The organism is Acinetobacter sp. GG23 (assembly GCF_057766365.1).
In genome coordinates, this window is record NZ_JBYMDJ010000010.1 from 72,674 (window position 1) to 99,503 (window position 26,830).

The window sequence follows — 26,830 nt, forward strand, 5'->3', positions numbered from 1 at the left end:
AATTATTTTTTCTCTAAAATTCGTGCAGGATTTCCGACAACAGTTACCCCTGCAGGTACACTTTTAGTGACCACAGCCCCCATACCCACAACCGCCCCCTTACCAATCACTAATGGTTTATCGGGGGTTCCTTGTTTAATCACGGCACCCGTACCAATATACGCATGGTCTTCAATATGAATATTACCGTTACATTTTACCCCGGGAGCGAAGGTGACATAGTCTCCAATCACACAGTCATGCTCTACATAACTATATAAATTGGCATGGAAACATTTACCAACTTTGATATTTGAAGTTAGCGTTACAAAGGGACTTAAAGCAGCACCTGAGGCAATTGCTATTTCATCCATCAGCACGACATTGTCGGCCTGAACCGACCACAGCGTCATCTGATCTTGCTGTAATTTATTGGCTAACTTTTCCCGAACCTGACTATTGGCAATCGCAATCAAAACCAACTTTTTCTCAGCCTTTAAGCTTTTAAACGCTGTATAACTTAATGCCGTGTGACCATTAATCTGAATTTCTTCGACCAGACTGTCATCAATAAAATAAATTGTGGCATCTATATTCTGACGTTGTAATTGTTGACGTGCGATCGGCATCAAGCTTCGGCCACATCCAGAAGCACCATAAATGGCATAGACTTCAATCATGGATTTTATCCGTTTTTGTGCCATTAAATTTGGTCATGGTGGCTTCACCCTCGGCACTGATATCATCTTTTGCTAAAACTTTATGTACCGTTTTAAACATGATTTTAAAATCAAGCAGTGTCGACTGATTTTCAACATACCAGGTATCCAGCTTAAACTTTTCTTCCCAGCTAATCGCATTACGTCCATTGACTTGTGCATGACCCGTCATACCCGGACGCACATTATGACGTTTTGCCTGTTCTTGATTATATAAAGGTAAATATTCTGTCAATAATGGACGCGGGCCAACAATACTCATATCGCCTTTAATCACATTCCACAGTTCAGGCATTTCATCCAAACTGGTTGAACGCAACATTTTACCAAATGCTGTCAAACGCTCACTATCCGGTAAAGGATTACCTTGAGCATCCACCGCATCTTTCATGGTACGGAATTTAATCATTTCAAACGGTTTGCCATGCAAACCTGGACGAATCTGGCGAAACAGTACAGGTGAACCCAAGTTTTTTTTCACTTTGTAAGCGACAAAAGCATATAAAGGTGACAATAAAATTAAAGCTGTAGTCGCGATTATAATATCGAGTAAACGTTTAATCATTATAATTACCTCGATCTTTCATACTATTTATTAAAATAGCTTCTAATTTTTTTGCTAAGTGATCGCGTGAAAACTCATTTAAAGCAAGATTCTTAGCATTCTTACATGCCTGATCATATCTTTCTTTATTATTTAAAAAAACTTCTAGTTCATCAACAATCTCTTTGATTGGTTTTTTCCAAGCCACAATACCACATTGATTTTTATCAATAATATCTTTTTGCCAACCACCATAATTAATTAATATTGGTTTTGATGCAGCAAGAGCATCAAAGAATTTATTTGCAGAGTTAGCCTGAATAGCTGGAAGATCTATAGCAAAACTAGAGGCCATAGCAGCATACTTTAAAAAATAAGGTATTTCAGTTTTAGGCACTTGTTTACGAATATATAAAGTTTGATCTAATACATTTTCATCTACAGCTCTTTGATAAACTTTATCGTACTCAAGCCCATCTCCTATCAATAAAATACTAATATTTGATTGGTGTCTTTTTAATTCTTTAGCTAAATCGACAGCGACACCAACATCATTAACCATACCGAATGTGCCTGTATATACGATCACATTTCCTTTAGGCAACCAAGGATTTCTAGCTTTAAAATTCTCAAAATCCTCAGAATCTACCTCAAATAAGGCATTATCACTACTATTTGGAATAACTGAAACCTGAGTTTCAGAATAACCAATAGCAATTATTCCTTCTTTCATACCGGGAGATAAAGCCACTACATGTGCTGAATTTTTATATGCCCATTTTTCCAATTTTTTTGCCAAAAATATTTGATATGGCTTTTTTAAAATCCCCATAGCAATGGGTACTTCAGGCCATAAATCACGAACTTCAAAAATCATTGGAATTTTTTGCTTACGTGCACCTAAAACCCCAGGTATAGCAATAGTTAAAGGTGTACTTGTTGCAAAAACTATGTCAGCAGGAATGATAGATACTTTTTGCATAGCAGCATAAGCAAAACGTAAGAATGCCTGTAGACGCTGTTTAAAAGACATTTTGTTATTATAAGGATTAGGAAACCAGTGTATCTTTATTCCATCTATCTCCTCATTAAACCAATCCGTTTGAGAAGTTTCCTTAACCCAAGAAGTAATCATATGTACTTCATGTCCAGCAGCCACTAAACGTTTTGCCATTTCATAAGAGCGTGTACCACCTGACATAGTAGGGGTATTAAAATATTGATGTAAGTAAATTATTTTCATATATTTAATTTCTTAATTAATTTAGCTGGATTACCTGCATATAGAGAACTATTCTGCTCAAATTTTTTTGAAACAACTGAACCTGCCCCAATAATAGAACAACAAGGTATAATTGATCCTGCTAAAATTGTGCAGTTTGCACCAATCCAAACACCTTTTTGAATAAAAATAGGTTTTGACGATGAAGGTCCAAAACGAAAAGAACCATTTAAATACGTATGATTGCCACTAACAATTACACTGTTCGGACCTATTAAAACTTCATCATCAATATTAATTTCTTTACCTAGAAGTACACTATTATGTGCCATATAAACATTTTCACCTACTTCTAATCCAGTCAATGAATTTATATATACTGTAGAACACACTTGAAAGTTCTTACCACATTTTTTCATCATTAATGAGTATAAAAATCCTCGAAATTTCATAAATAATGGTATATCAGGTAGAAACTTGGTAAACATTCGAATTAACCAAGAATATAGAATTGATATTTTATGCATCGAAAACCTCTCCAATAAAGTTATCAATTTTAAAACTTTTTACTTTTATAAAAGAGTTTTCACGTAATTTATTTTTAATATCAGTATTATTAGCCAAATAATTAATCTTTTCAGCTAGTTTCTCTTTATTATTATAATCAAAATATAATAACTCTTCCTCGTCTTTAAATATGTAAGGTAGAGAACCCACTGGTGTAGTGACTACATTTAAACCATTTGCTATAGCTTCTAAGATAACTCTTGGTGAGCCTTCTGACAAACTAGCAAAGCAAAATATATCATGGTCTCTTAATATAGAATTTAATATATCTCTATTATCGACATGTCCTAAAAAATTGATACCTAAATTAGATATTTCATTTTTTTTCTTTAAAAAAAACTCCTCTTCACCCGAACCTACAATAGTCAAAGAATATTTATTAGGATATTTATTTTTCAAAATTGAAAATGCATCTACAATTACATCAACACCCTTTGCTTTTCTCAGATATCCAACATAAATAAGTTTATTAACTTTAACATTAGATTTTATTTCTTTTTTATAAAAATCACTTTCCATTAAAGTTGTCGAAATCATCGGTTTAATATTTACATTAAATTTTTTAATTCTATTAGAAATATGATGTCCATTAGAATAACATTTAACATTTTTCCCATAGCATGACCATATAAATAAAAAATATTCAGGTAAAAATAATAATGACTTAAATATCTTATTTAAAAAATTAAGATTAGGGTTTTTCATTAATGTATCTATAGGATTCCCTACATAATGAACAACTCTATTCCCTTTAAAATAGATTTTTTGTAACCAACCAAAAGGACTAGGAAATCTAGAATAAACTGTGTCAAAATTGATATGTTTAATTTTTTTGTATACTTTTACATAGGAGAAAAAGTTTTTATAGGCTGAAATATAGCTAGAAAATCCAGGAATCTCAAATATGGAAATGTTATCAGATAATTTATATAGTTTTTTAGTTTCTTCAAATTCAATTATATTTATTGGACTAACTAAATACACCTTATTATATTTTTTTAATATGGTTTCCAAATATATAAAATGTGTATATTCAATATAATATACACCTTTATAACTATATACTTCCCAGGCCTGTATTAAAATACTTTCTTTCATACATCAACTTTCCTATAACTACTTACAATTGCTAAAACAAACCAAAACAATAAGAATGTTATTACACCACCTGTTTTTGCAGCAATAAACAACATAATTAATAAAAAAATTAATGGTAATATTTCTTTATCTATTAAATAACATTTAATGCAATTATAAAAAATACTTGACAAAAAAAACAAGAAAATTAATAAGCTTAAAAAACCACCACAAACTAAAATATATAAAAATATATTATGTGTATCAATATACATACCATATAGATTAATAATTTTTTCTAAATATCCTGTTTCTCCTACTCCTATAGGTTTTTCAAATACTATTAAGAAAACTGCCTCCCAAATATCTGTTCGACCAGCAGTATCTCCTTCTAAAGCCTTTTCCCAACGTGTTCCTAAATCATCAGATGATAATAAATATTGAAAAAGAAAAAATGAACAAAAAATACTTATAGAAGTTAAAATTAACTTACTAATTTTCTTAATATCTGAAAATATAAATACTAAATAACTTCCTAATAAAGCTGCCAATAATGAACCTCTTGATCCAGACATAATAATCATAGCGAATAAAGTAGGTAAACAAGCAGCTAAAAAAAATCTCGTTTTTTTCCAATTCAAAGGGTTTTGAATAAAAAAATAAATAAAATATACTGAAGCTATAGCTAGCCTACTACTAGTAGAATTCGGATTCTCATCTAAAACTATCATCTGACCTTTTATAATTTGATATAAATCAGGAGATATAAAAAGAACAATGATTGAATAAAAAAAACTACTTATACTGAATGCTAACAGGCAATAATGAATCATATAGGGGTTTTTTTTAAAAAACTCCACCAACAATACAAAGAAAATAGAACATAATAAAAATTTAAAATTAAATAAAGGTTTAACTAAATCAGAATAACCATTTAATATCTGAGCAAAAATAAAAAGTAAAAATATAGAAATTAAACATAAAAAACTTTTTGAAAAAATAGCTTTCAAAAAATCGTTAAACCTTAATAAAAAAAATAATCCACAAAAAACTATAAAAAATATATCAACACTCTTAACAGGACTATCTAAAGAAAAAATAGGATCCATCTTACCAAAAGCTAGGAATATCGAGAAAAATATTAATATAAAGTTGAGAGGATTATTTATCATTTAACAACTTTCCAAATAACATTTTCAAATTAATAAATCCTATGAAGCTGCCATGTAAATGTAAAGCCATAATAATACCACATAACCAAAAAGCTAAAGCCGTCGATAAAGCAGCACCTACAATGCCTAAAATAGGTATCAGTATTAAGTTTAAAATTATATTAAAAATAACAGAAAAAATTAAAGCTACTCTTTGAATTCTCCACTCATTTATAGCAGCAAAATATCGTCCTAAAATCTTATAATAAACCATACCTTGGTTGCCAATTAATAAAATAATGACTAAATAAAATATTTCTTTATACTCAACTCCATAAAAAATATTTATAAATAACTTACCCAAAATAAAGAATAACACTATTGCAATAATATTTAATAAAAAATTCAATTGAGCATAAAAATATGTTTCTTTCATTACTTTTTCTTTTGAATACTTTATATTTATTTTTAAAAATTTTGGATAAAGTAAATTCCCAACTGAGTCTGGTATTACCCAAGCTAATTTAGCTAAAACACTTGCAGCAAAAAACAACCCTACTTCTTCCTTACCTAAAAATATATCTAATATATAGATAGTTACTGAATACAACAAAATAGCCAAAAATGTATTTAACATACTTTTGGACCCATAAATAAAATAAGATTTATCAAATATTTCTATTTTTTTAAAATTTTCAATTTTAGGTTTGTAGTTTATAATAAAAACAAAAAGCAATGTAAAAAACAATAAAATTAAATAAAAAATCAAATAATTAGTATAACTAATTTCAAAATTTAAAATAAAAACTAAAAAAAAGAATAAAAAAATAAATAAATTTTTAGATAAATTAGTAATACCATATTTACTAAATCTTTCATTTAATTGATTAAATGAATTAAAACTTTGTATTATTGCTAAAATATAACAAGATAAGACAAGTGATATATAATATATGCTATTAAAAAAAATCGCAGGCATCATTAAAAGAAAGCAAATAAAACTAAAGAAAAATATATTTCTATAAAAATTTTCGTTAAATTTATCATTATTATTTTTAGAAAAAAACAATAATGAATTATCTAAACCAAAAACAAAAAATACACTTAAAAATGCCAAATCAGTTAACCATTTAGCAATAATACCATAATCATATATTGATAAAATTTTAACTGATGTTAATTGAAGAAGAAAAGCACATAATGTCCCTAATGTGCTATATGATAAAATTTTTGAAAGATTATTCATTAAAGTACTTATTTACACTATATATATCAGTTTTAACAATTTTTGCAGGATTCCCACCAACTATACAGTTTTCTGGAACATTTTTAGTAACTACTGAGTTTGCGGCAATAATACTATTACTTTCCACCTCAACTCCTTTCAATATTAAACTATTTTTTCCAATCCAAGTATTTTCTCCAATAATAATTGAATTACTATCAGAATATTTCCAAGTTTTTAGCTCTGGTTTTCCACCATTTATATTCATAAATAATCTATCCTCAGGATGTACTGGATGATTATTATTATCTATAATATCTACTTTAGTAGAAATCATAGCTAATTTTTTAATATGGACTAATTTTTTAGCACCTATAGTTGAAAATGGCCCTATATGTACATCTTTTTCAATAATAATTTTTCCACCTACTCCTTGAAGAACTCCAAATATTCTAGAATTATCTCCAATCACAATATCTTCTTTTTTACTACCTGCTGACAATTTAATATCAGAAAATCTACCAAATACAACATTCTTACCAATGATAGCTTTTTTAGAAAATTTCCATCGCCAATAAATCTGCATAAATCTTAAGAGTATTTTTTTCATATTAAAATCAATATATTAATTAGATAGATTCTTTTTATACCAATTCATTGCTAAATCAATACCTTTATCAATTTTATAAATAGCTTGATAACCTAATAAATTTTGAATTTTATCAACATTTGCTTGGGAATGACGTACATCACCCGCTCTGAATTCACGGTATACAGGTTCCTTAGTATATGTCACATTATTTTCATTCAAAGCAGCTTTAATGGCATTAAATAAATCATTCAGTGTTGTACGATCCCCTACTGCCACATTATAAACCTGGTTTTTAGCTTCATTATTTGCTGTTGCAGCTAAAATGTTTGCCTGCACGGTGTTTTCAATAAAACAGAAATCACGACTGGTTTCGCCATCACCATTAATAAAGACATCATCACCGGCAATCATCGCTGCGGTCCATTTTGGAATCACTGCTGCATATGCACCATTCGGGTCTTGGCGTTTTCCAAATACATTGAAGTAACGCAAACCTACAGTTTTAAAGCCATAAGTCCGTGCGAATACTTCGGCATATAGCTCATTTACATATTTAGTGACTGCATAAGGTGAAAGCGGATTACCAATATGCTCTTCCACTTTTGGCAATGCCGGATGGTCGCCATAAGTTGAACTGCTGGCAGCATAGGTAAAGCTAGATACTTTCGCATCACGCGCAGCCGTCAACATATTTAAAAAACCAGAAATATTGGTAGCATTGGTAGTAATCGGGTCGGCAATAGAACGTGGCACAGAACCTAAAGCCGCTTCATGCAAGACATAGTCCACACTGGCACATGCTTTTTGGCAGTCTTCAAAATGACGAATATCACCTTCAATAAAACTAAAATTCGCCCACTGCTTAGGTGTAACCAAACCTTGAACTTCATCCAGATTATATTGATGCCCTGTTGCAAAGTTATCTAACCCTACAACTTTTTGCTCTAACTTCAACAAGGTTTCTAACAAGTTGGAGCCAATAAAGCCTGCTACACCGGTGACTAACCAAGTTTTAGGTGCCTGTTTTAATTGCTCGCATACAGTTTGATATTGGCTCATCTTATTTATTACCTATTGCTATTAATGATTAAAGACGGATGTCAGATTCAGCTGTTTCAAGTACATATTTCAAGTCATATAAAACATGATTTGCTTTACCTAAAGCACGAATCTCAGTTACACCCATTTCTTTAAATTGATTATGTGCAACTGCCAAAATCACTGCATCATAAGTGTCTGCTTTTACTGACTGAACAGGAGTAATCGCATATTCGTGCTCGGCCTCGCTTGCATCTACCCATGGATCATAGACATCTACATCCATATGGTATTCTTTAAGCTCATGCACAATATCAATAATTTTAGTATTACGAATATCAGGACAGTTTTCTTTGAAACTTAAGCCGAGTACCAAAACTTTAGCACCTTCAACCTGAATTTTTTTCTTGATCATCCCTTTGACAAGCTGAGTCACGACATAAGCGCCCATAGAGTCGTTTAAACGACGACCTGCCAGAATAATTTCAGGATGATATCCAATGGCTTGAGCTTTATGGGTTAAGTAGTACGGGTCTACACCAATACAATGCCCCCCCACTAAACCTGGACGAAACGGTAAAAAATTCCATTTTGTACCGGCAGCTTGTAATACCGCTTCAGTATCAATGCCCATTTTATTAAAAATAATGGCAAGTTCATTAATTAAAGCAATATTTACATCACGTTGGGTGTTTTCAATGACCTTTGCTGCTTCAGCAACTTTAATACTTGAGGCTTTATGGGTACCTGCTTCAATCACCAAGTTATAAACCTGGTCCACAAAGTCAGCAACTTCTGGGGTAGAACCCGAAGTAATTTTTAAAATATTAGTGACACGGTGCAGTTTATCACCCGGGTTAATACGCTCCGGGCTATAACCGGCAAAGAAGTCCTGGTTAAAAGTCAAACCTGAAACTTGCTCTAAAACCGGAATACAGGTTTCTTCGGTTGCACCCGGATATACAGTGGATTCATAAACCACTACATCTCCTTTATTTAACACCTTGCCAATACTGGTTGAAGCTTTTACAAGCGGCGTTAAATCTGGCTGTTTAAACTCATCAATAGGGGTTGGAACAGTTACAATAAAGAAATTACAGTCTTTTAAATCATCCAAATTCGCTGAATAAGTTAAATGAGCCGATTGTACTAATTCTTCTGGTGATACTTCTAAGGTATGGTCTTGACCACTTTTTAACTCATCAATCCGTTTTTGATGAATATCAAAACCTACGACTGGTATTTTTTTTCCAAATTCAACTGCTAAAGGTAAGCCGACATATCCTAGACCAATTACGGCAATCTTGAGTTCTGACAAAGTGAGCATTTTTGAGCCTTGCTTATTTATATAATCTAAGAGGTGAATAAAAACGCTAAGAACTATATCAGAAAATCAAGTATTTTCTGTTGCTAATTTATATAAAAATCAATTAAAAGCCTGAGTAAATATTTTTTAAAAGATAGGTTTTTATTGAGTTTATAACAGATTTATCTACTTTCACTAAATACCTTTCATATATTTATAAACAGTAAACAGCTTACAATTTGTTATATTTTTTTCGTAATTAGAAAGGTAGAATAACTTAAGTTAAAGTTTTTAATAATTTTTAAAACAGGATTTAGAGTGAGAAAAATTCAATATACTGCTTTATTGGTTTTAAGTTGTGCCATGACAGGTTGTGCAGTTACTTCTGGTTTACAAACTTATGATTTACCAAGTGAAGGAGTTTACCAAACGGATTTAGGCACTCAGGTGAATGTCATCAGACTCACTCAAGAATCTTTATTTGCGGTACAACCTGCCGAAATTAATCTTCGCCAAGATTATGCACATTTATTTAATGCTTCCCATAAAAATTATAAACTCAGTGCCGGTGATGTTCTTTCTATTTATTTATGGGCGTATCCAGATATTACCCCACCCACCACAACTATTAATAATGAACAGTCTGTTCAGGCCAATGGCTATCAAATTGACCAAAATGGCTATATCCAGTTTCCCATGATTGGCCGTTATAAGGCGGCAGGAAAGTCTTTAACTCAGGTCAATCAGGAGTTGCGTAGTCAGCTTTCCCGTTATTTAAAAACCCCAGACGTGATTGCGCGGGTATTGTCTTATCAAGGACAACGCTTTTCTGTACAAGGTAATGTCACTAAAGGCGGACAATTCTACTTAAGCGATCAACCTGTCAGTGTGTATACCGCTTTAGGTATGGCAGGTGGTGTGAACTCTCAACAGGGTGACAATGCCTCTATTACTTTGGTCAGACAAGGCCGTACTTATCAACTCAATACAATTGAACTGGAAAAAGCCGGACTTTCTTTACATAACTTATTAATACAACCGAATGATACCCTATATGTCAATTCACGTGAAAACCAGAAAATTTATGTGATGGGTGAGTCGGGTAAAAACCAGTCCTTGCCTATACGTGACCAAGGCATGAGTCTGAGTGATGTTTTAGGTGAAAGTTTAGGTTTAAATCCGCTCTCTGCCAGCCGCAGCAAAATTTACGTCGTTCGTAGCAATGCTGGCGATACATCTACAGAGGTTTATCACTTGGATTTAACCAGCATTGCCGATTTTGGTTTAGCCAACAAGTTCAAAATGCGCAGCAATGATATTGTCTATGTTGATGCTTCAGGCTTGGCGCGTTGGCAGCGTATCGTGAACCAGATTATTCCGTTCTCAAATGCACTTTATAATCTGGATCGCCTGGGGCAATAATGCAAATTCAGAATATTCTTGTGGTTTGCGTAGGCAATATCTGTCGTAGTCCAATGGCTGAATATTTCTTAAAACAGCAATATCCGCAGCTTTATATCGTATCGGCTGGTATTTCCGGTTTAACCGGTCATGCTGCGGATGAAAAAGCCATACTTTGTATGCAGCGTTTAGGTATCGATATGAGCCCTCATATTGCCCAAAAGTTGGATACCGAGCTGATTAAAAAAGCCGATTTAATTTTAGTCATGAGTCAAAATCAACAAAAGCATTTAGAACAGACCTGGCCTTTTGCGAAAGGAAAAACTTTCCGATTAGGACATTGGCGAGGCAGAAATGTGCCTGATCCTTACCAGCATGAGCAATTGGTCTTCAATGAAACCTGTCAGTTAATACAAGATTGTATTAGCGACTGGACACAACATATTTAACTTTTTGATAGCAAAATTATGAGCCAAAATACCAATACTGAAGATACAATTGATTTAAAAGAACTGTTTTTCTCACTCATTGCGCAATGGAAACTCATTGCGCTGTGTGTAATTTTAAGTTTGATCTGTGCGTTGTTATATTTAAGAACTACACCCGACACTTATGCTGTCGATGCCTTAGTACAAGTCGAAGAAAGTAAAGGCACTTCAGCTGCGTTATTGGGTGATCTATCCAGCATGATTGAGCAAAAACAACCCGCTCAAGCTGAAATTGAACTGCTTAAATCACGTTTAGTACTGGGTTCTGTCATTAAAAACTTAAACCTGGATTTAAAAATTTCCGGTACCGAAAACAGTTTCTTTGACCGTTTACTCAACCCACATGATTATCAAACCCAATATCAAGCCAAATCAGTTTTATTCCAAGACAATTCAAAATCTTTTGATGTTCGAAAATTTGAAGTCCCTGCTTATTACTTAGACAAGAATTTGCTACTCAATTTTAAGGCAAACAAATTTACTTTAACTGATACTCAAACTAAACAAATTGTTTTTAGTGCACCGACCAATCAAGAGAGTTTATACACTGCAGAACATGGCACGTGGAAAGTCGCTATTTATACTCAAGATCAATTCAAAGATACTTATAATATTCAAAAAATGTCTTTGCCAGCAGCTATGGTTTCAATCACAAATAACTATTCTGTCGCTGAAAAGGGCAAATTGACTGGTATTTTAGGACTGAATTATCAAGGCCAAGATAAACAACATATCACCAAAGTTCTGAATGCTATTCTGGTGGCTTATAGCCAGCAAAACATTGAACGTCGTTCTGCAGAAACAGCACAAACGCTTAAATTCCTTGACGAGCAATTACCTGATTTAAAACAACAGCTTGATGTTGCAGAGCGTGAATTTAATAAATTCCGTCAACAATATAATACGGTTGATGTCACCAAAGAATCTGAATTGTATTTGACTCAAAGCATTACCTTAGAGACCCAAAAATCGCAACTGGAACAGCAACAAGCTGAAATGGCGGCAAAATATACCAACGAACACCCAGTGATGCAGCAAATGAATGCACAGTTGGGAGCAATTAATAAAAAAATAGGCGAGTTAAATGGCACCTTAAAACAACTGCCTGATTTACAACGTCGTTATTTACAGTTGTATCGCGAGGTTGAGGTCAAACAGCAACTATATACGGCATTACTCAATTCTTATCAGCAACTGCGTATTGCCAAAGCAGGTGAAATTGGCAATGTACGTATTGTAGATACAGCCGTTGAGCCAATTAAACCGATTGCGCCGAAAAAATTACAGATTGTGATTTTAGCCATCTTCCTGGGTGGTTTCCTTGGAACCTTGCTAGCGCTACTGCGCAATATGTTGCGTTCCGGCATTAAAGACGCAAGTCAAATTGAAAATGAACTGGATTTACCAGTTTATGCGACCGTTCCACGCTCATCTATTCAAGAGAGCCGCATTAAACTGCTGAAAAAGAAAAAACATATTCCTATTTTAGCCATTAAAAATGGCGACGATATTGCAATTGAAAGCTTACGCAGCATGCGTACTGCAATTCACTTTGCCATGAGTCAGGCTAAAAATAATATCATTATGATTTCGGGTCCTGCACCTGAAGTAGGAAAATCCTTTATTTCAACAAATCTAGCAACCATTTTAGCGCAAAGTAATAAACGCGTATTGATCATCGACGGGGATATGCGTCGTGGTTATTTACATAAATATTTCAATTCTGACACCCAGCCTGGTTTGGCTGAATATTTAAATACTCAGCAAACATTAGAAAGTATTATTAAACCTACTGAAGTTGACAATTTAGATGTCATCACGCGTGGTAAGAGTCCGGTGAACCCTTCCGAACTTTTAAGTTCGGCAAAGCTATCAGAACTTTTAGATCAAGTTTCACCTCTGTATGATCATATTATTATTGATACCCCTCCTGTGCTTGCGGTGACGGATGGAATTATCATCTCACAATATGCCGGTGTGAATTTAGTGATTGCACGTTATGCAAAATCACAGATGAAAGAACTTGAATTAACCATTAACCGCTTTGAACAAGTTGGCGTTAAGGTCAATGGTTTCATTCTGAATGATATTCAACGTGCTACTGGCGGTTATGGTTATGGTTATAACTATGCCTACGCTTATAAAGCATCAAAAGATAATGACTGATTCACTGTAAACTCGGATTTCACCCTCTGCCCAAGCAGGGGGGAATTATCTTTTATTAAATTTGTTCCAAATGATCATTGTTGAAAAAATCAACTATAAATCTTATCGTGGTTATAATCTAAAACTCCTGAGAATCACATAAATGTCCATACCCAAAATACTGCTCGCCACTTTGGCATTAAGTTCTTCCCTCGCCTTTGCACAAGGCATCGTTTTAAATGATCAAAACTTACGTACTGATTTAAACTGGCTAAATCAACAAGGTGTTATTCAAATCAGCACCTCGACTTGGCCAATGAGCGGTGATGAAATTCAACGTGCCATTGCTCAAGCCAAAATCAACAATAATACCCAACAAAAAGTGATTGATAGTGTATTGGCACACTTGAATGCTAATAACCAGCTGCTCAAGACTTCACTATTTGCAGAAACTGATCAAAAGTATCTTCCTCAAGCATTTGGCGATCAGCAAAAAGCGCAATATCAGGCAAGTGTAGAACTCAATGCAGGTAGCCAGAACTGGGATGCCAGAATTCGCGTCAATGCGGAAAAAGATCCACAGATTGAGCATGATAAAGATATCAATATTGAAGGGTCGTATATTGCTGGAAAATTATGGAATCAATGGCTGATTGCTGGGCAGATTCCCACCTATTGGGGACCTGCACATGATGGCAGTTTAATTCGTGGTGATGCCAGCCGTCCTGTCTATGGCGTGACAATACAGCGTGCCGAACAAAATGCCTTCGCAAGCAAATGGTTGTCCTGGATTGGGCCTTGGCAATATCAAGCTTTTGCCGGACAACTGGATGACTACGATGCTATACCTGATGCCAAACTGATTGGCTTACGTGTCACCGCACAACCCTTACCCTATTTAGAACTGGGCGTATCCCGAGCCATTCAATGGGGTGGTGAAGGACGACCTGAAAGCTTAAGCTCACTTTGGGATGCTATGGTTGGCAATAAAGACAATGGTGGTACAGGCGAACCAGATCCATCGAATCAAATCGCAGGTTTTGATGCGCGCTTAAATCTACAGCCTTTAGTACAAGTTCCCATGGGTGTTTATGGACAGTATGTGGGTGAGGACGAAGCAGGCGGCCTACCTTCCAAAAAAATGTATTTGGCTGGGGTAGATTATTCTTCAAGCTATAATAATATGCCCTTCCAGCTCTATACCGAATGGACAGATACTCGTACCAATGGTAAAGCATTAGGAGTTTCCTATAACCATAGTACCTATAAAGGTGGTTTCTACCAACACGGCTATCCATTGGCACATGCGATAGGTGGGGATGGACAAATGATATCTGTGGGTAGTGATATTCGTTTTGACCCATTAAATCGATTCAATGCACGCTTATTATTTGCCAAACTGAATGATTCCGATCGTACCACCAATCAGGCCTTTCCACAGCAAGATGAATTAAAAGCATTAGATCTGACGTGGACGCATTATTTACGACCGGATATCCCCTTTAAACTCAATGGTTGGGTGAGTGATTCTGATGTACGTGGCAATGATGGAGGAGTTTCAGTTGGAATTGAATTTCCGTTAGAAAAAAGCTTATTTTCCTATTAAGTCATATCTAACGTACAAATGCTGGATATGACAATAATTATCATCTTTCTAGCTCCCAGAAAAATGATTAAAACTTAAAAATAAAAAACCAGCGACTGCTGGTTTTTTATACTTTATTTTAAACACAGCTCGTGCATTCGCTTCTTAAAAATCTACCTATTCTACAAGATTTCTCTAAATTTTCTGCTAAGATGGAATGAACATTAACGATAACACCATACTGGAATAATACATGAGTAAGGCCTTACCCATCGCTGTCGCTGTTCTTCTAGGCGGTGCTGCACTTGTACCTGTTTATTATGCGACTCAAAATCCGGCTACTGCGACATCAAAAGCATCAAAGAATGCATCTGCTGTCGAGAAAATCAGTTATGCACTTGGCTATGAAGTTGCACATCAAACACCACCTGAATTAAATATCAATAGTTTCGTTACAGGTGTACGTGAAGGCCACGCTCGAAATAAACCCGCTTATACAGAACAAGAACTGCAACAAGCCTATGAGCAATTCCAGAAGGAAATTCAACAGAAGCAAGTTCAGCAAGCACAGCAAGTTCAAACTGCTAGCGACTCTTTCTTAACTGAAAATGCGAAAAAACCCGGTGTAAAAACTACTGCTTCTGGCTTACAGTACAAAATTATTAAGGAAGGTACAGGCAAGCAACCTGCTGCCAACTCTATGGTGACCGTACATTACAAAGGCCAGCTGGTTGACGGTAAAGTATTTGATAGTTCGATTGAACGTGGTGAACCGATTGAATTCCCATTAAATCAAGTTATTCCGGGTTGGACTGAAGGTCTTCAATTGATGAAAGAAGGTGGTAAAGCGACCCTTTATATCCCTTCTCAATTGGGCTACGGTGAACAAGGCGTTCCGGGAATGATTCCTGCAAACAGCACCCTAATTTTTGATGTTGAACTGATCAAAGTAAAATAAAAAATTCAAGGAGAGCTTTTGCTCTCCTTATTTATCTTGGGATAAGAGAATGAAAACACCTATAACATTGCTTTGTTTCTGTCTTTTTAGCACGGCTAGCTTTGCAAAACCCGTGACCAATAGCAGTAGTTTAAATGAACAGGTCGGCTACAGCTTTGGCTATCTTATGGGGCGTAGCAATGCTGAATCTGTTAAAGATCTGGATCTGGATGCTTTCATGCTCGGTTTAAAAACCGCAGCTCAAGGCGGTAAATCTTCTCTTACCGATGAAGAAATGGCACGTGTTCTAACCCAACATAAAAAGCTCAGTGATGCCAAACAACTAATTGAACTTAAACAAAAAGCCGATAGCAATGCCAAAATCGGGACAGAATTTTTAAAAGCCAATGCAAAAAAAGACGGTGTGCAAACCACAAAATCTGGTTTGCAGTATCAAATATTAAAACCAGGCACAGGAAAATCCCCTCAAGCCAATTCGGTGGTTAAAGTCAATTATGAAGGTCGTTTAATAGACGGTACAGTGTTTGACAGCTCAATTGCGCGAAATCAACCCGCTGAATTTCAGGTCAGTCAAGTTATTCAAGGCTGGACAGAAGGCTTACAATTAATGAAAGAAGGTGCTCAGTATCGCTTCTTCATTCCAGCCCAACTGGGCTATGGTCAAATTGGCTCTGGTGATGCGATTGAGCCCAATAGCACTTTAATTTTTGATGTAGAACTTCTTGAAGTGCTGCCTAAGTCATCTAAATAACCCATATTTATTCTGTATTGAAAAGTTGGGGGTAGATCAATTGAGTGCAGACCGCACTCATTCCCTACCCGCTATCTTTTATGATTCAATCATTCTAATTTCTTCAATATTAGCTTTAAATCTAGGAGTGTGTCTTCTTTTTAAAGCGGAATATATTGCGCGGCTTAAAAATACAATAAAACATATATTTATCAATTTTTTATAGCTAAAAGTAGTCTTATTTAACAGCATGTTTCAATTTATTGATAATAATATGCAGTCAAAATAAATCCATCTTGTACAATCACTAAAGACATTTATTTTCATATTTTAATCAATAATATTTTCTTTACTCATTACAAGGATTGAATCCATGGCTCTAACAATTAAAACTCGCGAAATTCAGTACACTGCTGCAGATGGAACACCTTTGATTGGATACTTTGCAGCACCTGAATCAGAAACACCCGTCGCGGGCGTGATTGTAGCACCTGAATGGTGGGGACGTAATGAGTACACCGAACAGCGTGCCCGTGAACTCGCTGAACATGGTTATGCTGCATTTGCCATTGATATGTATGGCGATAAAAAAGTCACCACTGCCGTACCAGAAGCCAGTCAATGGATGATGCAAACCTTTGAAGATCCTGAAACAATTGTGACTCGTGCGTCTGCAGGTTTAGCAACATTAGCAGCGCAAGATGAAGTAAATGCAGATAAACTGGCTGCTATAGGCTTCTGTTATGGCGGTAAAGTAGTGCTTGATCTGGCACGTTCTGGCGCACCTTTACAAGCCGTGGTGACATTTCATGGCACATTGACACCGAAAGCGCCTGCACAGCCCGGACAGGTTAAAGCTGAAATTTTAGTGCTCCACGGAGAACTCGACAGCATGGTCAGCCTGGACGATGTGGCACGCTTTAAGGAAGAAATGCATGCGGCTCAAGTTGAGCATGAAGTGATTGTTTTTGAAGATGCCAAACACGGTTTTAGTAATCCGCTTGCAGACGAACGCGCTAAACAGAATGGGGTTGACTTGGGCTATAACGCTGAAGCTGAACAAAAAGGGCTATCTGCCATGTACGAATTATTAAAAACTCGACTGGGTACATAAAATTTAGGATAAATATGACAGGGATTATATTTACCCGTCCAATGACACGGATATTTTTAAAGAGGATATAACAATGACTGAAAACAACTGCCCATATTGCAACTTTGATGAATATGACATCATTGATAAAAATGACTTTGGGGTGATTCTACCTGAGCCAAATGCATTATCCAAAGGTCACTCTGTCATTATTCCGCTACGCCATGTCAGCTCTTTTTTTGATGTCACCGACAAAGAGCGTAAAAGCTTGATGTCTTTGCTTGAGCTTGCCCGTAATGAACTTCAGCTGCGTCATCATCCATCAGGCTTCCATATTGGTTTTAATGACGGCACTGTATTTGGTGAAGCATCTGAGCACTTACACATTCATATTATTCCGCGCTATGAAGGTCAAACTTTGAAGCTGGACGAACGCTGGGGTATGAGCAGCGAGTAAACAACAGTTTCAAGTAATTTAAAAATGATGCTTCGGCATCATTTTTTATGTCTTGTCCTAACCGCAATGCTGCACAGTTTTCGCTATACTATTCATCTATTCCAAATACGCGGTTCGCATGTCACAGTTTTCTTTTTCCGATGCCCTTCTTTCCTGGTTCGATGTCTATGGTCGTCATGACTTGCCGTGGCAAGTTGCCGATGATCCTTATAAGGTTTGGGTATCTGAAATTATGTTACAGCAGACCCAAGTCAAAACCGTGCTGCAATATTTTGATCGCTTTATTGCACGCTTTCCCACGGTAAAGGATTTAGGCCTCGCCAGTTGGGATGATGTTGCGCCTTATTGGGCTGGGCTGGGTTACTACGCACGCGCACGAAATTTGCATAAAGCTGCTGGAATAGTGGCTCATCAAGGTCATTTTCCCGCTACCTTAGAACAATGGATCGAGCTTCCCGGAATTGGTCCTTCGACTGCCGGTGCACTTATGTCGCTGGGTTTACGTCAATACGGCGTCATTATGGACGGCAATGTAAAGCGGGTATTGGCGCGTTTTTTTGCCATTGAAGATGATCTGTCTAAACCGGTTCATGAACGCGCGATGTGGCAACTGGCAGAACAACTGTGCCCTGTTGAGCGTAATCATGACTATACCCAAGCCATTATGGACTTGGGTGCAACCGTATGTACCCCGAAAAAACCGCTGTGTTTATATTGCCCGATGCAGCCGCACTGCAAAGCCCATCAGCAAGGTTTAGAAACTGAACTGCCCTTTAAAAAGCCGAAAAAAGCCGTGTCGGTCAAATCTGCACAGGTTCTAGTGATTCAGTCGAATGATCAATGGTTATGGCAACAACGCCCAAATAGCGGTTTATGGGGTGGTCTATGGTGCTTACCAGTTATTGAAAATTCAGTAGAATTTGAAACTCTGTGCCAGACTTTGGGACTCAAAAAAGTCATTCAATGCGCTGAGATCACGCATAGCTTTACTCATTTTACCTGGCAACTTGAAGCCATCTGTTTTGAGGTGGACGCGGAGCAGCAAGAACATCTTTCGATTGAACTGAATGGCACATGGTTAACTACACAAATTGCAACAGAAATGGGGCTTCCCACTGCGATGAAAAAATTGATCTCTGTCATCAATTTATGACATAGTCAGGCACTATCATTCAAAGAATTTTCACATAGATTAGAATGAAAAAGGGATGAACTGTGCTTCGTTTTATTTATGCATTATTACTGGGTTTTAGTGTGCTATGGATTGCTGCATGTACCTCAAGCCCTAAAAAGCCTTCCTCTACTCCGCTTCCGCCTGCTCAGGTTCAAAAGCTGAAAAGTATGCAATTGAAATCCTCCCTGCCTATTCCAGTGCAAAATATAAAAGCCAAACAGTTACGTGATACTTGGGCAGCTTCGCGCAGCAACGGACGCACGCATGAAGGTATTGACATCATGGCTCCACGTGGAACAAAAGTGCTGAGTGCCACAGAAGGTTTAATTGCCGACTTACGCAATAACAATTTGGGTGGTAAAGTGGTTTGGATTATGGGGCCTGGCGGAACCTGGCATTATTATGCCCATCTGGATGAGCATAAACGCGGCCTAAATGTTGGCGATTATGTCAAAAAAGGTGATCTAATTGGTTATGTCGGCAATAGCGGCAATGCCCGTCATACCGCACCGCATTTACACTATGGAATTTATCTGGAAGGTAAAGGCCGTGGTGTGGTGAATCCCTATCCTTATTTACGTTAATTTTTTAGGAACTATTCATGTCAGAAGTGCTGATCAATCGTTTGGTCGAATTTGCTGAATCCGGCAATCAACAAAAAATTGTTTTGGCTGGACAAAGCCATCAGGGCTGGGTGATGGAAATCACGGAAGAAGCGCTTTTGATTAGTACCGGTTTTGCCGAAAAAACGGGACAAGACATGTGGATTCAATTTGCCGACTTGCCCCAGGCAGAACTGTATTACTGGGATAACCAACACGATCAGTGGGCTGAATTCAAGCTTTAAGCCGCTTCAGGAGCATCAGAAATGTCGATTCAACGCTGTGGTTGGTGCTCGAATGATCCTCTTTATATCGCTTATCATGATCATGAATGGGGCAAAGCCAGTCATGATGAAGCGCATTTATTTGAAATGCTGTGTCTGGAAGGACAACAAGCCGGTTTGTCCTGGATTACCGTGCTGAAAAAGCGGGACAGCTATCGACAGCATTTCTTTCAATTTTCAATTAAAACCATTGCCTCCTTTACAGATGAACAACTTCAGCTGAAATGTGAAGATGCTAGCCTGATACGGCATATCGGCAAGCTCAAAGCCATTCGTGACAATGCGATTGCCTGGCAACATTTAACCCAAGAATTAAAACCACAACAGCTGAATGTCAGTGAATGGTTATGGCGTTTTGTTACAGATCAAACTCTACACAATGATGTTCCAGATTATCGTCAGGCCCCCGCCCAGACCGAAATCAGTATTGCGCTTTCCAAAGCCTTAAAAAAGAAGGGCTTTAAATTTGTTGGCCCCACCACCTGTTATGCTTTTATGCAGGCAGTCGGAATGGTCGATGATCATGAAAATCATTGCTCTTTTAAATCATTTTAAAACACCAACAAGATAATAAAAGGATTCTCTCATGAGTGACAATATCATCCATGCCTATGCCGCCCTGCAAGCGGGTGCAGAACTTGAACCCTATCAATTCGATGCCGGAGAATTACAAGCGCATCAGGTTGAAGTCAAAGTTGAATATTGCGGTTTATGCCATTCTGATGTTTCTGTAATTAATAATGAATGGCGCTCTTCGGTTTATCCGGTGGTTGCAGGTCATGAAATTATCGGCACCATTACTCAGCTGGGTTCAGAAGCCAAGGGCCTGAAAGTGGGACAACGTGTCGGGATTGGCTGGACAGCGGAAAGTTGCCAGCATTGCGATCCTTGTGTATCTGGACAACAAGTACTATGTACCGGTGGACAAACAGCGACTATTGTTGGACATGCTGGTGGTTTTGCTGACAAAGTCCGTGCCGGCTGGCAATGGATTATCCCGTTGCCTGAAGATTTAGACCCTGAAAGTGCGGGTCCACTTCTTTGTGGCGGGATTACGGTATTTGATCCACTTCTTAAACATCAAATTCAGGCCATTCATCATGTTGGGGTGATCGGGATTGGCGGTTTAGGTCATATGGCGATTAAACTGCTGAAAGCCTGGGGCTGTGAAATTACGGCATTTACCTCCAGCTTAGACAAGACTGAAGAACTCAAAGCCATGGGTGCAGACCATGTGGTAAATAGCCGCGATTCTGCTGCGTTAAAAGCTCAGCGCGGAAAATTTGATTTGTTACTCTGCACCGTGAATGTCACTTTGGACTGGCCAGCGTACTTAAGCAGTCTGGCACCGCATGGCACCATCCATATGTTGGGTCTGGTTTTGGAGCCAATGCAAATTCCAGCCGGCATGCTGATTGGCGGCGCGAAATCGGTCACCGGCTCACCAACAGGCTCCCCTGCTGCACTGCGTCAACTGCTCAAGTTTGCAGCGCGTAAAAATATTGCACCGCAAATTGAAGTCTTTCCAATGTCGCAACTTAATGAGGCGATTGAGCATCTGCATTCTGGTAAAGCCCGTTACCGGATTGTGTTAAAAGCAGATTTCTAATTTCTCTTTTATCCTGCAAAATTCAAATCAGCCCAACCGCTACGATTGGGCTGATTTTCTTGGAAACGTTGCCCTTAAAATCGCTTATAAATACCGTGCAAGCTTGTGGGCAAGAAACTCAATAAATAAACGTACGCGTTTTGGTAGATGCTCTTGTCGATAATAAACTGCATGGATTTTTTGATAATGTAGGTCAATTTGATTTTCAAATAAGGCTGTCAGGCGACCTGCCTGTAAATCTTCCTGTATCAAAAATCGGGATAAACAGGTAAGTCCTACCCCCTGCAAAGCCAGTTGCCTCACCGTTTCACCATTCGAAGCTTTAATTTTTGGATGCGCCGTAAACGCTTCACCATTGAATTGAATCGGCCAGGTATTTAAATGGGTCGGATGGCTAAAACCCAATAAAATATGTGAGGCTAAATCCTCTGAGGATTGTGGTATGCCATATTGTTCTAAATATGATGGACTCGCGACAATATATAAACGACTGCGGCACAAAAGTTTGGCATGTAAGCTGGAATCGTGCAGTTCCCCAAAACGGATCGCAACATCAGTTTTATGTTCGAGCAAATCAATCACCTGATCATGATTACTCAGTTCAATTTCAATATTCGGATATTGCTGCATAAACTCCTGAATTAAAGGCACAATCACATGCAAGATAAATGGTGTGGCAGAATCGACCCGAATCAGTCCGGAAATATCACTGTCCGACTTCAGTAAAGCATCTTCGGCTTCTGCCAAGTCATTTAAAATTTTGCGGGCTTTTGCCAGAAACAGTTGTCCTTCCTGGGTCAGTTTCAGCTTACGTGTGGTACGTTCCAACAAGGTCACGTTCAGCTTGTTTTCCAGCCGTTGCAAGGCACGACTGACACCCGATGTGGTTTGTCCCAGACGTTCTGCTGCCATGACAATTGAACCGCTGTCGACGATAGTGACAAAGGCATAGAGTTCCTCAATGGTCGATTTCATCTGCCACTCATTTATTGATTTTTAATCAATAATATTTTGCAAATTAACCTGTTTTTTAGCAACAATAAAAGCATCAAAATAATATCCATCTTAAAAATTTAAATATTGAGTAAACCATGATTGTGCCAAAATTTGGTCTCGGAACTTTTCGCTTATCTGGACAGACCGTGATTGATTCTGTCAAGACTGCACTTGAAGTCGGTTATCGCGCAGTCGATACTGCGCAAATTTATGCCAATGAAGCAGAAGTAGGACAAGCGATTGCCGAAAGTCAGGTCAATCGAAATGAGCTGTTTATCACCACTAAAATCTGGACAGACCATTATGCGCCGGAAAAACTGATTCCCAGTCTAAAAGACAGTTTACGAAAACTGCGGACAGATGCTGTCAATCTCACTTTAATTCATTGGCCTGCACCTAAGTTAGGCGTATCTATTCCTGAAGTGATGCAAGCGCTACTTGAAGCCAAACAGCAAGGCTTGACCGAGTATATCGGGATTTCCAACTTCAATATTGAACTGACTCAACAAGCAATTAACAGCATTGAGCTAGAACATATTGCGACCAATCAGATTGAACTCAGCCCCTATTTACAAAATCATCGGCTGGTAGATTTTTTACAATCTCAGAATATCGATGTCACATCCTATATGACTTTGGCTTATGGCAAGGTATTGAATGACCCCGTCCTCCTAGATATTGCTGCACAGCATCAGGCTTCAACTGCACAAATTGCTTTAGCATGGGCCTTACAACAAGGCTTTGCCGTGATTCCATCTTCTACCAAACGCGAACATTTAATCGCCAATTTAGCTGCACAAGAGATTCAACTGACGAAGGATGAAATGTCAGTCATTGCCCAACTCGACCGTCATGCACGTGAAATCAGTCCTGAACAACTTGCCCCCGCTTTGGGATTAAAATGAGCTAATGAAAATTAACTTTCCTTTACTGGCTCTGGCTGTAGGTGCCTTTGCCATCGGCACCACCGAATTTTCACCGATGGGATTTCTACCTGAAATTGCACAAGACCTGGATATTTCAATTCCACGTGCCGGCATGCTGATTAGTGCCTATGCATTTGGGGTGATGCTGGGTGCCCCGCTGATGACTTTGTGGCTGAGTCGCTATTCAAAACGTAAATCCTTAATTTTACTGATGGCGATTTTTACTATTGGAAATATTTTGGCAATGCTGGCGCCAAGCTATTTAGGGCTTATGGGCGCGCGGATCATGACCAGTTTAAATCACGGCGCATTTTTTGGAATCGGTTCGGGCGTGGCTGCCAGCATTGTGCCAAAAAATAAACAGGCCAGTGCGGTGGCGATGATGTTTATGGGACTAACCATTGCCAATATTGGCGGTGTACCCCTCGCCACTTGGATTGGACAAAACATGGGTTGGCGCATGTCTTTCCTGGGTATCTCTGCCCTTGGTCTCGTGACCATGTTTGCTCTGTGGAAAGCCTTGCCTGAAGGTGAAAGCAGTCATCGACCGAATATCAAACAGGAGCTGAAAGTTCTGACCCGCATGCCTGTGGTTCTGGCTTTACTGACCACGGTAATGAGTGCCGGTGCGATGTTCACCTTATATACCTATATTACGCCCAGCTTAAAAAGCTTTACCCAAGCTTCACCTGAAATGATCACCCTAATGCTGGTACTGATTGGAGTGGGTTTTTCGATTGGTAATCATTTGGGCGGTAAATTTGCCGATCTGTCTTTAGATAAAACCCTGATTGGATTTTTACTGCTGTTAATTGTGATGATGTTACTGTTCCCTGTTTTGGCAACTACAACTTTAGGGGCAGCAGTTGCATTGATTATTTGGGGGATTGCTGCTTTTGCCGTAGTTCCTGCCCTGCAAATGCGAGTGATGTCGGTCGCACATGAGGCTCATGGTTTGGCTTCTGCAGTAAATATTGGTGCCTTTAACTTGGGTAATGCTTTAGGCGCGATTGCGGGAGCCAGTGTGCTGAATATAGGTCTCAGCTATACATCAGTTTCATTTACCGGTGCGGGATTGAGTGTACTGGCGTTGCTGTTGGTGTTAATTCAGATGAAACTTGTATCTAATACGGCAGTGGATTATCAAGCCTGTTCATAAAATCCCTCTCAACATATATCCAGGAAAAAGTCCGCATCCTGCGGACTTTTTAGGGTTATGGATTAACGCAAAGCTTCGGGCAAGGCAGCAACACTGGATGGTTTGCCGAGTTCCGTTTTCATTTTTTGCAGCATCTGATAGGGTTGCTGCTGTACAAACATATTCACAAAGCTTAAAGGAATGGCGCCTTCAGGATTGGCATAACCATAAGTGGAAACTTTAGTTTTATTATTGGCGAGTTTTTGAAAGGTCCAGTCCCCTTCATAATGAGTGAGACGTACATAATCGGGATTTTTGGCATAGCCTTTATCGACTGCTTTATTTTTAATCGTGATGATACCTTGGGCATCTTTCATGATTTTGCCTTGTACCACTAAATCACGATTTTTGAGCGGGAAAGGGAAATCCAGCACCATATACAATAAAAATTCGCCTTTTTTGTCATCCCGCGAAAGGACTTTGATACTCCCCATATATGGTACCCATTGCACTGCATGGTCAATATCTAAAATCAGATTAACCGCTTTTTCTAAAGGGCTATCGTAAGTCGTTTCAGCTTTGTATATAAACACCGGGTTTTGACTATTTTGAAAGGTCCAAACTTTAATATTGTTTTTATTGATACTGAGCTTGGCATTATCCACAGGTTTAGCCTGTACTGTAGCCAACATTGCCACAGCACAAGCCATCAATATCACTTTTTTCATTCCGTTGAGCTTCTTATTTTAATTTTGCTGTATTGTTATAAATGATTTTGACGATTTTTACACCTGAATATCGTTAAATCCAAGTACATCTTTCATGTCATATTTACGCGCCTCACGGCCCACCACCCAAGCTGCAGCACGGATTGCACCTGAAGCAAAGTTCATACGATTAGTCGCTTTATGGGTAATTTCAACACGTTCACCATCAGCAATAAACATGGCGGTATGCTCACCCACAATATCGCCACCACGAATCGTCTGGAAGCCAATGCTTTTACGCTCACGCGGACCGGTATGACCTTCACGGCAATATACCGCATCTTCTTTTAAGTCACGCCCTAAAGCACCTGCAATTGCCTCACCCATCATCAGGGCTGTACCCGATGGCGCATCCACTTTATGGCGGTGATGTGCTTCGATTACTTCAATATCGACCGTGTCACCAAATACTTTTGACGCAAGTTCCAACAGTTTGATCGAAACATTGACACCGACAGAATAGTTCGCGGCATAGACCACCGGGGTTTGAGTCGCGCTTTCATCAAGAAAGGCTTTTTGTTCATCGTTCATGCCGGTCGTACCGATCACAATGGCCACGCCCGCTTCACGACACAATTTTAAATGCTGGGCAGTTGCAAGCGGTGCAGTGAAATCCACCACCACGTCGCAGTCTTTTAATACGTCTTGCAGATTGCCAACAATCTTCACTCCCACTGCACCAATACCGGCAACCTCGCCTGCATCTGCACCAATCAAGCTGCTTTCAGGACGCTCAACCGCTGCGGCAAGCTGATAACCTGCTTCTTTAACAGCTTGAACAAGGATGCGTCCCATACGACCGCCTGCACCCAATACACCAATGCGTGGAGCTGCTGACATAACATATTCCTGATGTTGAATTCTAAGTGGGTCTTACTATAGCAAAACTCTTTACTAACACTAAGTTTCAGTCTGAAATATTTTATTGAAAAAAAGAGAAACCGGTCGTGGCGAATGCTACTAGCAAAGCACAATAAAATGGCTCAGTCCAAGCCGGTTCCTGTGTGGAAAGTCCAGTGTTAAAAATAAATGATTTTGCTGCTGATTTTCATCTATC

28 protein-coding genes are annotated in these 26,830 nt (G+C 38.0%); 15 read left to right on the forward strand and 13 right to left on the reverse strand.

Features of this window, described 5'->3' with window-relative positions; translation table 11 throughout:
* Positions 1-2: 2 nt before the first annotated feature.
* The 10 genes from AC3CAU_RS14845 to tviB are packed head-to-tail and all read right to left on the reverse strand — an operon-like array spanning position 3 to position 9,441.
* Entirely contained in the window at positions 3-659 is a 657-nt protein-coding gene (locus AC3CAU_RS14845) for a NeuD/PglB/VioB family sugar acetyltransferase (RefSeq protein ID WP_447053862.1), read from the reverse strand.
* Positions 652-1,263: a sugar transferase gene (locus tag AC3CAU_RS14850; RefSeq protein ID WP_447053861.1), complete on the reverse strand. Its 612-nt coding sequence runs from the start codon at positions 1,261-1,263 to the stop codon at positions 652-654. The genes AC3CAU_RS14845 and AC3CAU_RS14850 overlap by 8 nt, the downstream gene beginning before the upstream one ends.
* On the reverse strand, positions 1,256-2,485 hold the full coding sequence (locus AC3CAU_RS14855; protein ID WP_447053860.1) for a glycosyltransferase family 4 protein: 1,230 nt from the start codon (positions 2,483-2,485) through the stop codon (positions 1,256-1,258). Before AC3CAU_RS14855 ends, AC3CAU_RS14850 begins: the two co-directional genes overlap by 8 nt.
* Positions 2,482-2,952: an acyltransferase gene (locus AC3CAU_RS14860; protein ID WP_447053859.1), complete on the reverse strand. Its 471-nt coding sequence runs from the start codon at positions 2,950-2,952 to the stop codon at positions 2,482-2,484. Before AC3CAU_RS14860 ends, AC3CAU_RS14855 begins: the two co-directional genes overlap by 4 nt.
* A gap of 31 nt (positions 2,953-2,983) precedes the next feature.
* Positions 2,984-4,129, reverse strand: a complete 1,146-nt coding sequence (locus AC3CAU_RS14865; RefSeq protein ID WP_447053858.1) for a glycosyltransferase — start codon at positions 4,127-4,129, stop codon at positions 2,984-2,986.
* Positions 4,126-5,280, reverse strand: coding sequence for an O-antigen ligase family protein (locus tag AC3CAU_RS14870; RefSeq protein WP_447053857.1), 1,155 nt, complete (start codon positions 5,278-5,280; stop codon positions 4,126-4,128). The genes AC3CAU_RS14865 and AC3CAU_RS14870 overlap by 4 nt, the downstream gene beginning before the upstream one ends.
* Positions 5,270-6,505, reverse strand: coding sequence for an oligosaccharide flippase family protein (locus AC3CAU_RS14875; RefSeq protein ID WP_447053856.1), 1,236 nt, complete (start codon positions 6,503-6,505; stop codon positions 5,270-5,272). The genes AC3CAU_RS14870 and AC3CAU_RS14875 overlap by 11 nt, the downstream gene beginning before the upstream one ends.
* A complete protein-coding gene (locus AC3CAU_RS14880; protein WP_447053855.1) occupies positions 6,498-7,094 on the reverse strand; it encodes an acyltransferase in 597 nt (198 codons plus the stop codon). The genes AC3CAU_RS14875 and AC3CAU_RS14880 overlap by 8 nt, the downstream gene beginning before the upstream one ends.
* 15 nt (positions 7,095-7,109) lie before the next feature.
* On the reverse strand, positions 7,110-8,135 hold the full coding sequence (locus AC3CAU_RS14885; RefSeq protein ID WP_447053854.1) for an NAD-dependent epimerase/dehydratase family protein: 1,026 nt from the start codon (positions 8,133-8,135) through the stop codon (positions 7,110-7,112).
* A gap of 28 nt (positions 8,136-8,163) precedes the next feature.
* The gene (tviB, locus tag AC3CAU_RS14890; protein WP_447053853.1) at positions 8,164-9,441 is read right to left on the reverse strand and encodes a Vi polysaccharide biosynthesis UDP-N-acetylglucosamine C-6 dehydrogenase TviB; all 1,278 of its coding nucleotides are present in this window, start codon (positions 9,439-9,441) and stop codon (positions 8,164-8,166) included.
* Positions 9,442-9,783: 342 nt separating this feature from the next.
* Between tviB and AC3CAU_RS14895 the strand changes: the two genes are divergently transcribed.
* The 13 genes from AC3CAU_RS14895 (at position 9,784) to ahr (ending at position 21,946) form a co-directional block, all read left to right on the forward strand.
* On the forward strand, positions 9,784-10,842 hold the full coding sequence (locus tag AC3CAU_RS14895; protein ID WP_447054351.1) for a polysaccharide biosynthesis/export family protein: 1,059 nt from the start codon (positions 9,784-9,786) through the stop codon (positions 10,840-10,842).
* The gene (locus tag AC3CAU_RS14900; RefSeq protein WP_447053852.1) at positions 10,842-11,270 is read left to right on the forward strand and encodes a low molecular weight protein-tyrosine-phosphatase; all 429 of its coding nucleotides are present in this window, start codon (positions 10,842-10,844) and stop codon (positions 11,268-11,270) included. The genes AC3CAU_RS14895 and AC3CAU_RS14900 overlap by 1 nt, the downstream gene beginning before the upstream one ends.
* Before the next feature lie 18 nt (positions 11,271-11,288).
* Positions 11,289-13,475, forward strand: coding sequence for a polysaccharide biosynthesis tyrosine autokinase (locus AC3CAU_RS14905; RefSeq protein ID WP_447053851.1), 2,187 nt, complete (start codon positions 11,289-11,291; stop codon positions 13,473-13,475).
* A gap of 142 nt (positions 13,476-13,617) precedes the next feature.
* Positions 13,618-15,060 (forward strand): capsule assembly Wzi family protein, encoded by a 1,443-nt coding sequence (locus AC3CAU_RS14910; protein WP_488368505.1) that lies wholly within the window; start codon positions 13,618-13,620, stop codon positions 15,058-15,060.
* Between the two features lie 232 nt (positions 15,061-15,292).
* Positions 15,293-15,997 carry a BamJ family beta-barrel-assembly machinery protein gene (gene bamJ / locus AC3CAU_RS14915; protein ID WP_447053850.1) on the forward strand — a complete coding sequence of 235 codons (705 nt, stop codon included), beginning with the start codon at positions 15,293-15,295 and terminating at the stop codon, positions 15,995-15,997.
* A gap of 49 nt (positions 15,998-16,046) precedes the next feature.
* The gene (gene bamJ, locus AC3CAU_RS14920; RefSeq protein ID WP_424620078.1) at positions 16,047-16,748 is read left to right on the forward strand and encodes a BamJ family beta-barrel-assembly machinery protein; all 702 of its coding nucleotides are present in this window, start codon (positions 16,047-16,049) and stop codon (positions 16,746-16,748) included.
* Positions 16,749-17,100: 352 nt separating this feature from the next.
* Positions 17,101-17,841, forward strand: a complete 741-nt coding sequence (locus AC3CAU_RS14925) for a dienelactone hydrolase family protein (protein WP_447053849.1) — start codon at positions 17,101-17,103, stop codon at positions 17,839-17,841.
* Positions 17,842-17,914: 73 nt separating this feature from the next.
* Positions 17,915-18,277 carry an HIT family protein gene (locus AC3CAU_RS14930; RefSeq protein ID WP_131217901.1) on the forward strand — a complete coding sequence of 121 codons (363 nt, stop codon included), beginning with the start codon at positions 17,915-17,917 and terminating at the stop codon, positions 18,275-18,277.
* Between the two features lie 118 nt (positions 18,278-18,395).
* Positions 18,396-19,430, forward strand: a complete 1,035-nt coding sequence (gene mutY / locus AC3CAU_RS14935) for an A/G-specific adenine glycosylase (protein ID WP_447053848.1) — start codon at positions 18,396-18,398, stop codon at positions 19,428-19,430.
* A gap of 62 nt (positions 19,431-19,492) precedes the next feature.
* Complete coding sequence (locus tag AC3CAU_RS14940; protein WP_131217903.1) at positions 19,493-20,035, forward strand: M23 family metallopeptidase; 543 nt, start codon at positions 19,493-19,495, stop codon at positions 20,033-20,035.
* A 17-nt stretch (positions 20,036-20,052) separates the two neighbouring features.
* Entirely contained in the window at positions 20,053-20,298 is a 246-nt protein-coding gene (locus tag AC3CAU_RS14945) for a hypothetical protein (protein ID WP_447053847.1), read from the forward strand.
* A 21-nt stretch (positions 20,299-20,319) separates the two neighbouring features.
* Positions 20,320-20,892: a DNA-3-methyladenine glycosylase I gene (locus tag AC3CAU_RS14950; protein WP_447053846.1), complete on the forward strand. Its 573-nt coding sequence runs from the start codon at positions 20,320-20,322 to the stop codon at positions 20,890-20,892.
* A 31-nt stretch (positions 20,893-20,923) separates the two neighbouring features.
* Complete coding sequence (gene ahr, locus AC3CAU_RS14955) at positions 20,924-21,946, forward strand: NADPH-dependent aldehyde reductase Ahr (protein ID WP_447053845.1); 1,023 nt, start codon at positions 20,924-20,926, stop codon at positions 21,944-21,946.
* Positions 21,947-22,030: 84 nt separating this feature from the next.
* On the opposite strand, the gene AC3CAU_RS14960 is transcribed toward ahr, so the two are convergent.
* A complete protein-coding gene (locus AC3CAU_RS14960; protein WP_131217907.1) occupies positions 22,031-22,921 on the reverse strand; it encodes a LysR family transcriptional regulator in 891 nt (296 codons plus the stop codon).
* A 116-nt stretch (positions 22,922-23,037) separates the two neighbouring features.
* Between AC3CAU_RS14960 and dkgB the strand changes: the two genes are divergently transcribed.
* Both dkgB and AC3CAU_RS14970 read left to right on the forward strand, forming a co-directional pair.
* Positions 23,038-23,847, forward strand: a complete 810-nt coding sequence (dkgB, locus tag AC3CAU_RS14965; protein WP_447053844.1) for a 2,5-didehydrogluconate reductase DkgB — start codon at positions 23,038-23,040, stop codon at positions 23,845-23,847.
* Between the two features lie 4 nt (positions 23,848-23,851).
* Positions 23,852-25,027, forward strand: coding sequence for an MFS transporter (locus tag AC3CAU_RS14970; RefSeq protein ID WP_447053843.1), 1,176 nt, complete (start codon positions 23,852-23,854; stop codon positions 25,025-25,027).
* Positions 25,028-25,089: 62 nt separating this feature from the next.
* On the opposite strand, the gene AC3CAU_RS14975 is transcribed toward AC3CAU_RS14970, so the two are convergent.
* The gene (locus AC3CAU_RS14975) at positions 25,090-25,734 is read right to left on the reverse strand and encodes an START domain-containing protein (protein WP_447053842.1); all 645 of its coding nucleotides are present in this window, start codon (positions 25,732-25,734) and stop codon (positions 25,090-25,092) included.
* 57 nt (positions 25,735-25,791) lie between these two features.
* Positions 25,792-26,613 carry a 4-hydroxy-tetrahydrodipicolinate reductase gene (dapB, locus tag AC3CAU_RS14980; RefSeq protein ID WP_131289175.1) on the reverse strand — a complete coding sequence of 274 codons (822 nt, stop codon included), beginning with the start codon at positions 26,611-26,613 and terminating at the stop codon, positions 25,792-25,794.
* Positions 26,614-26,830: the final 217 nt, after the last annotated feature.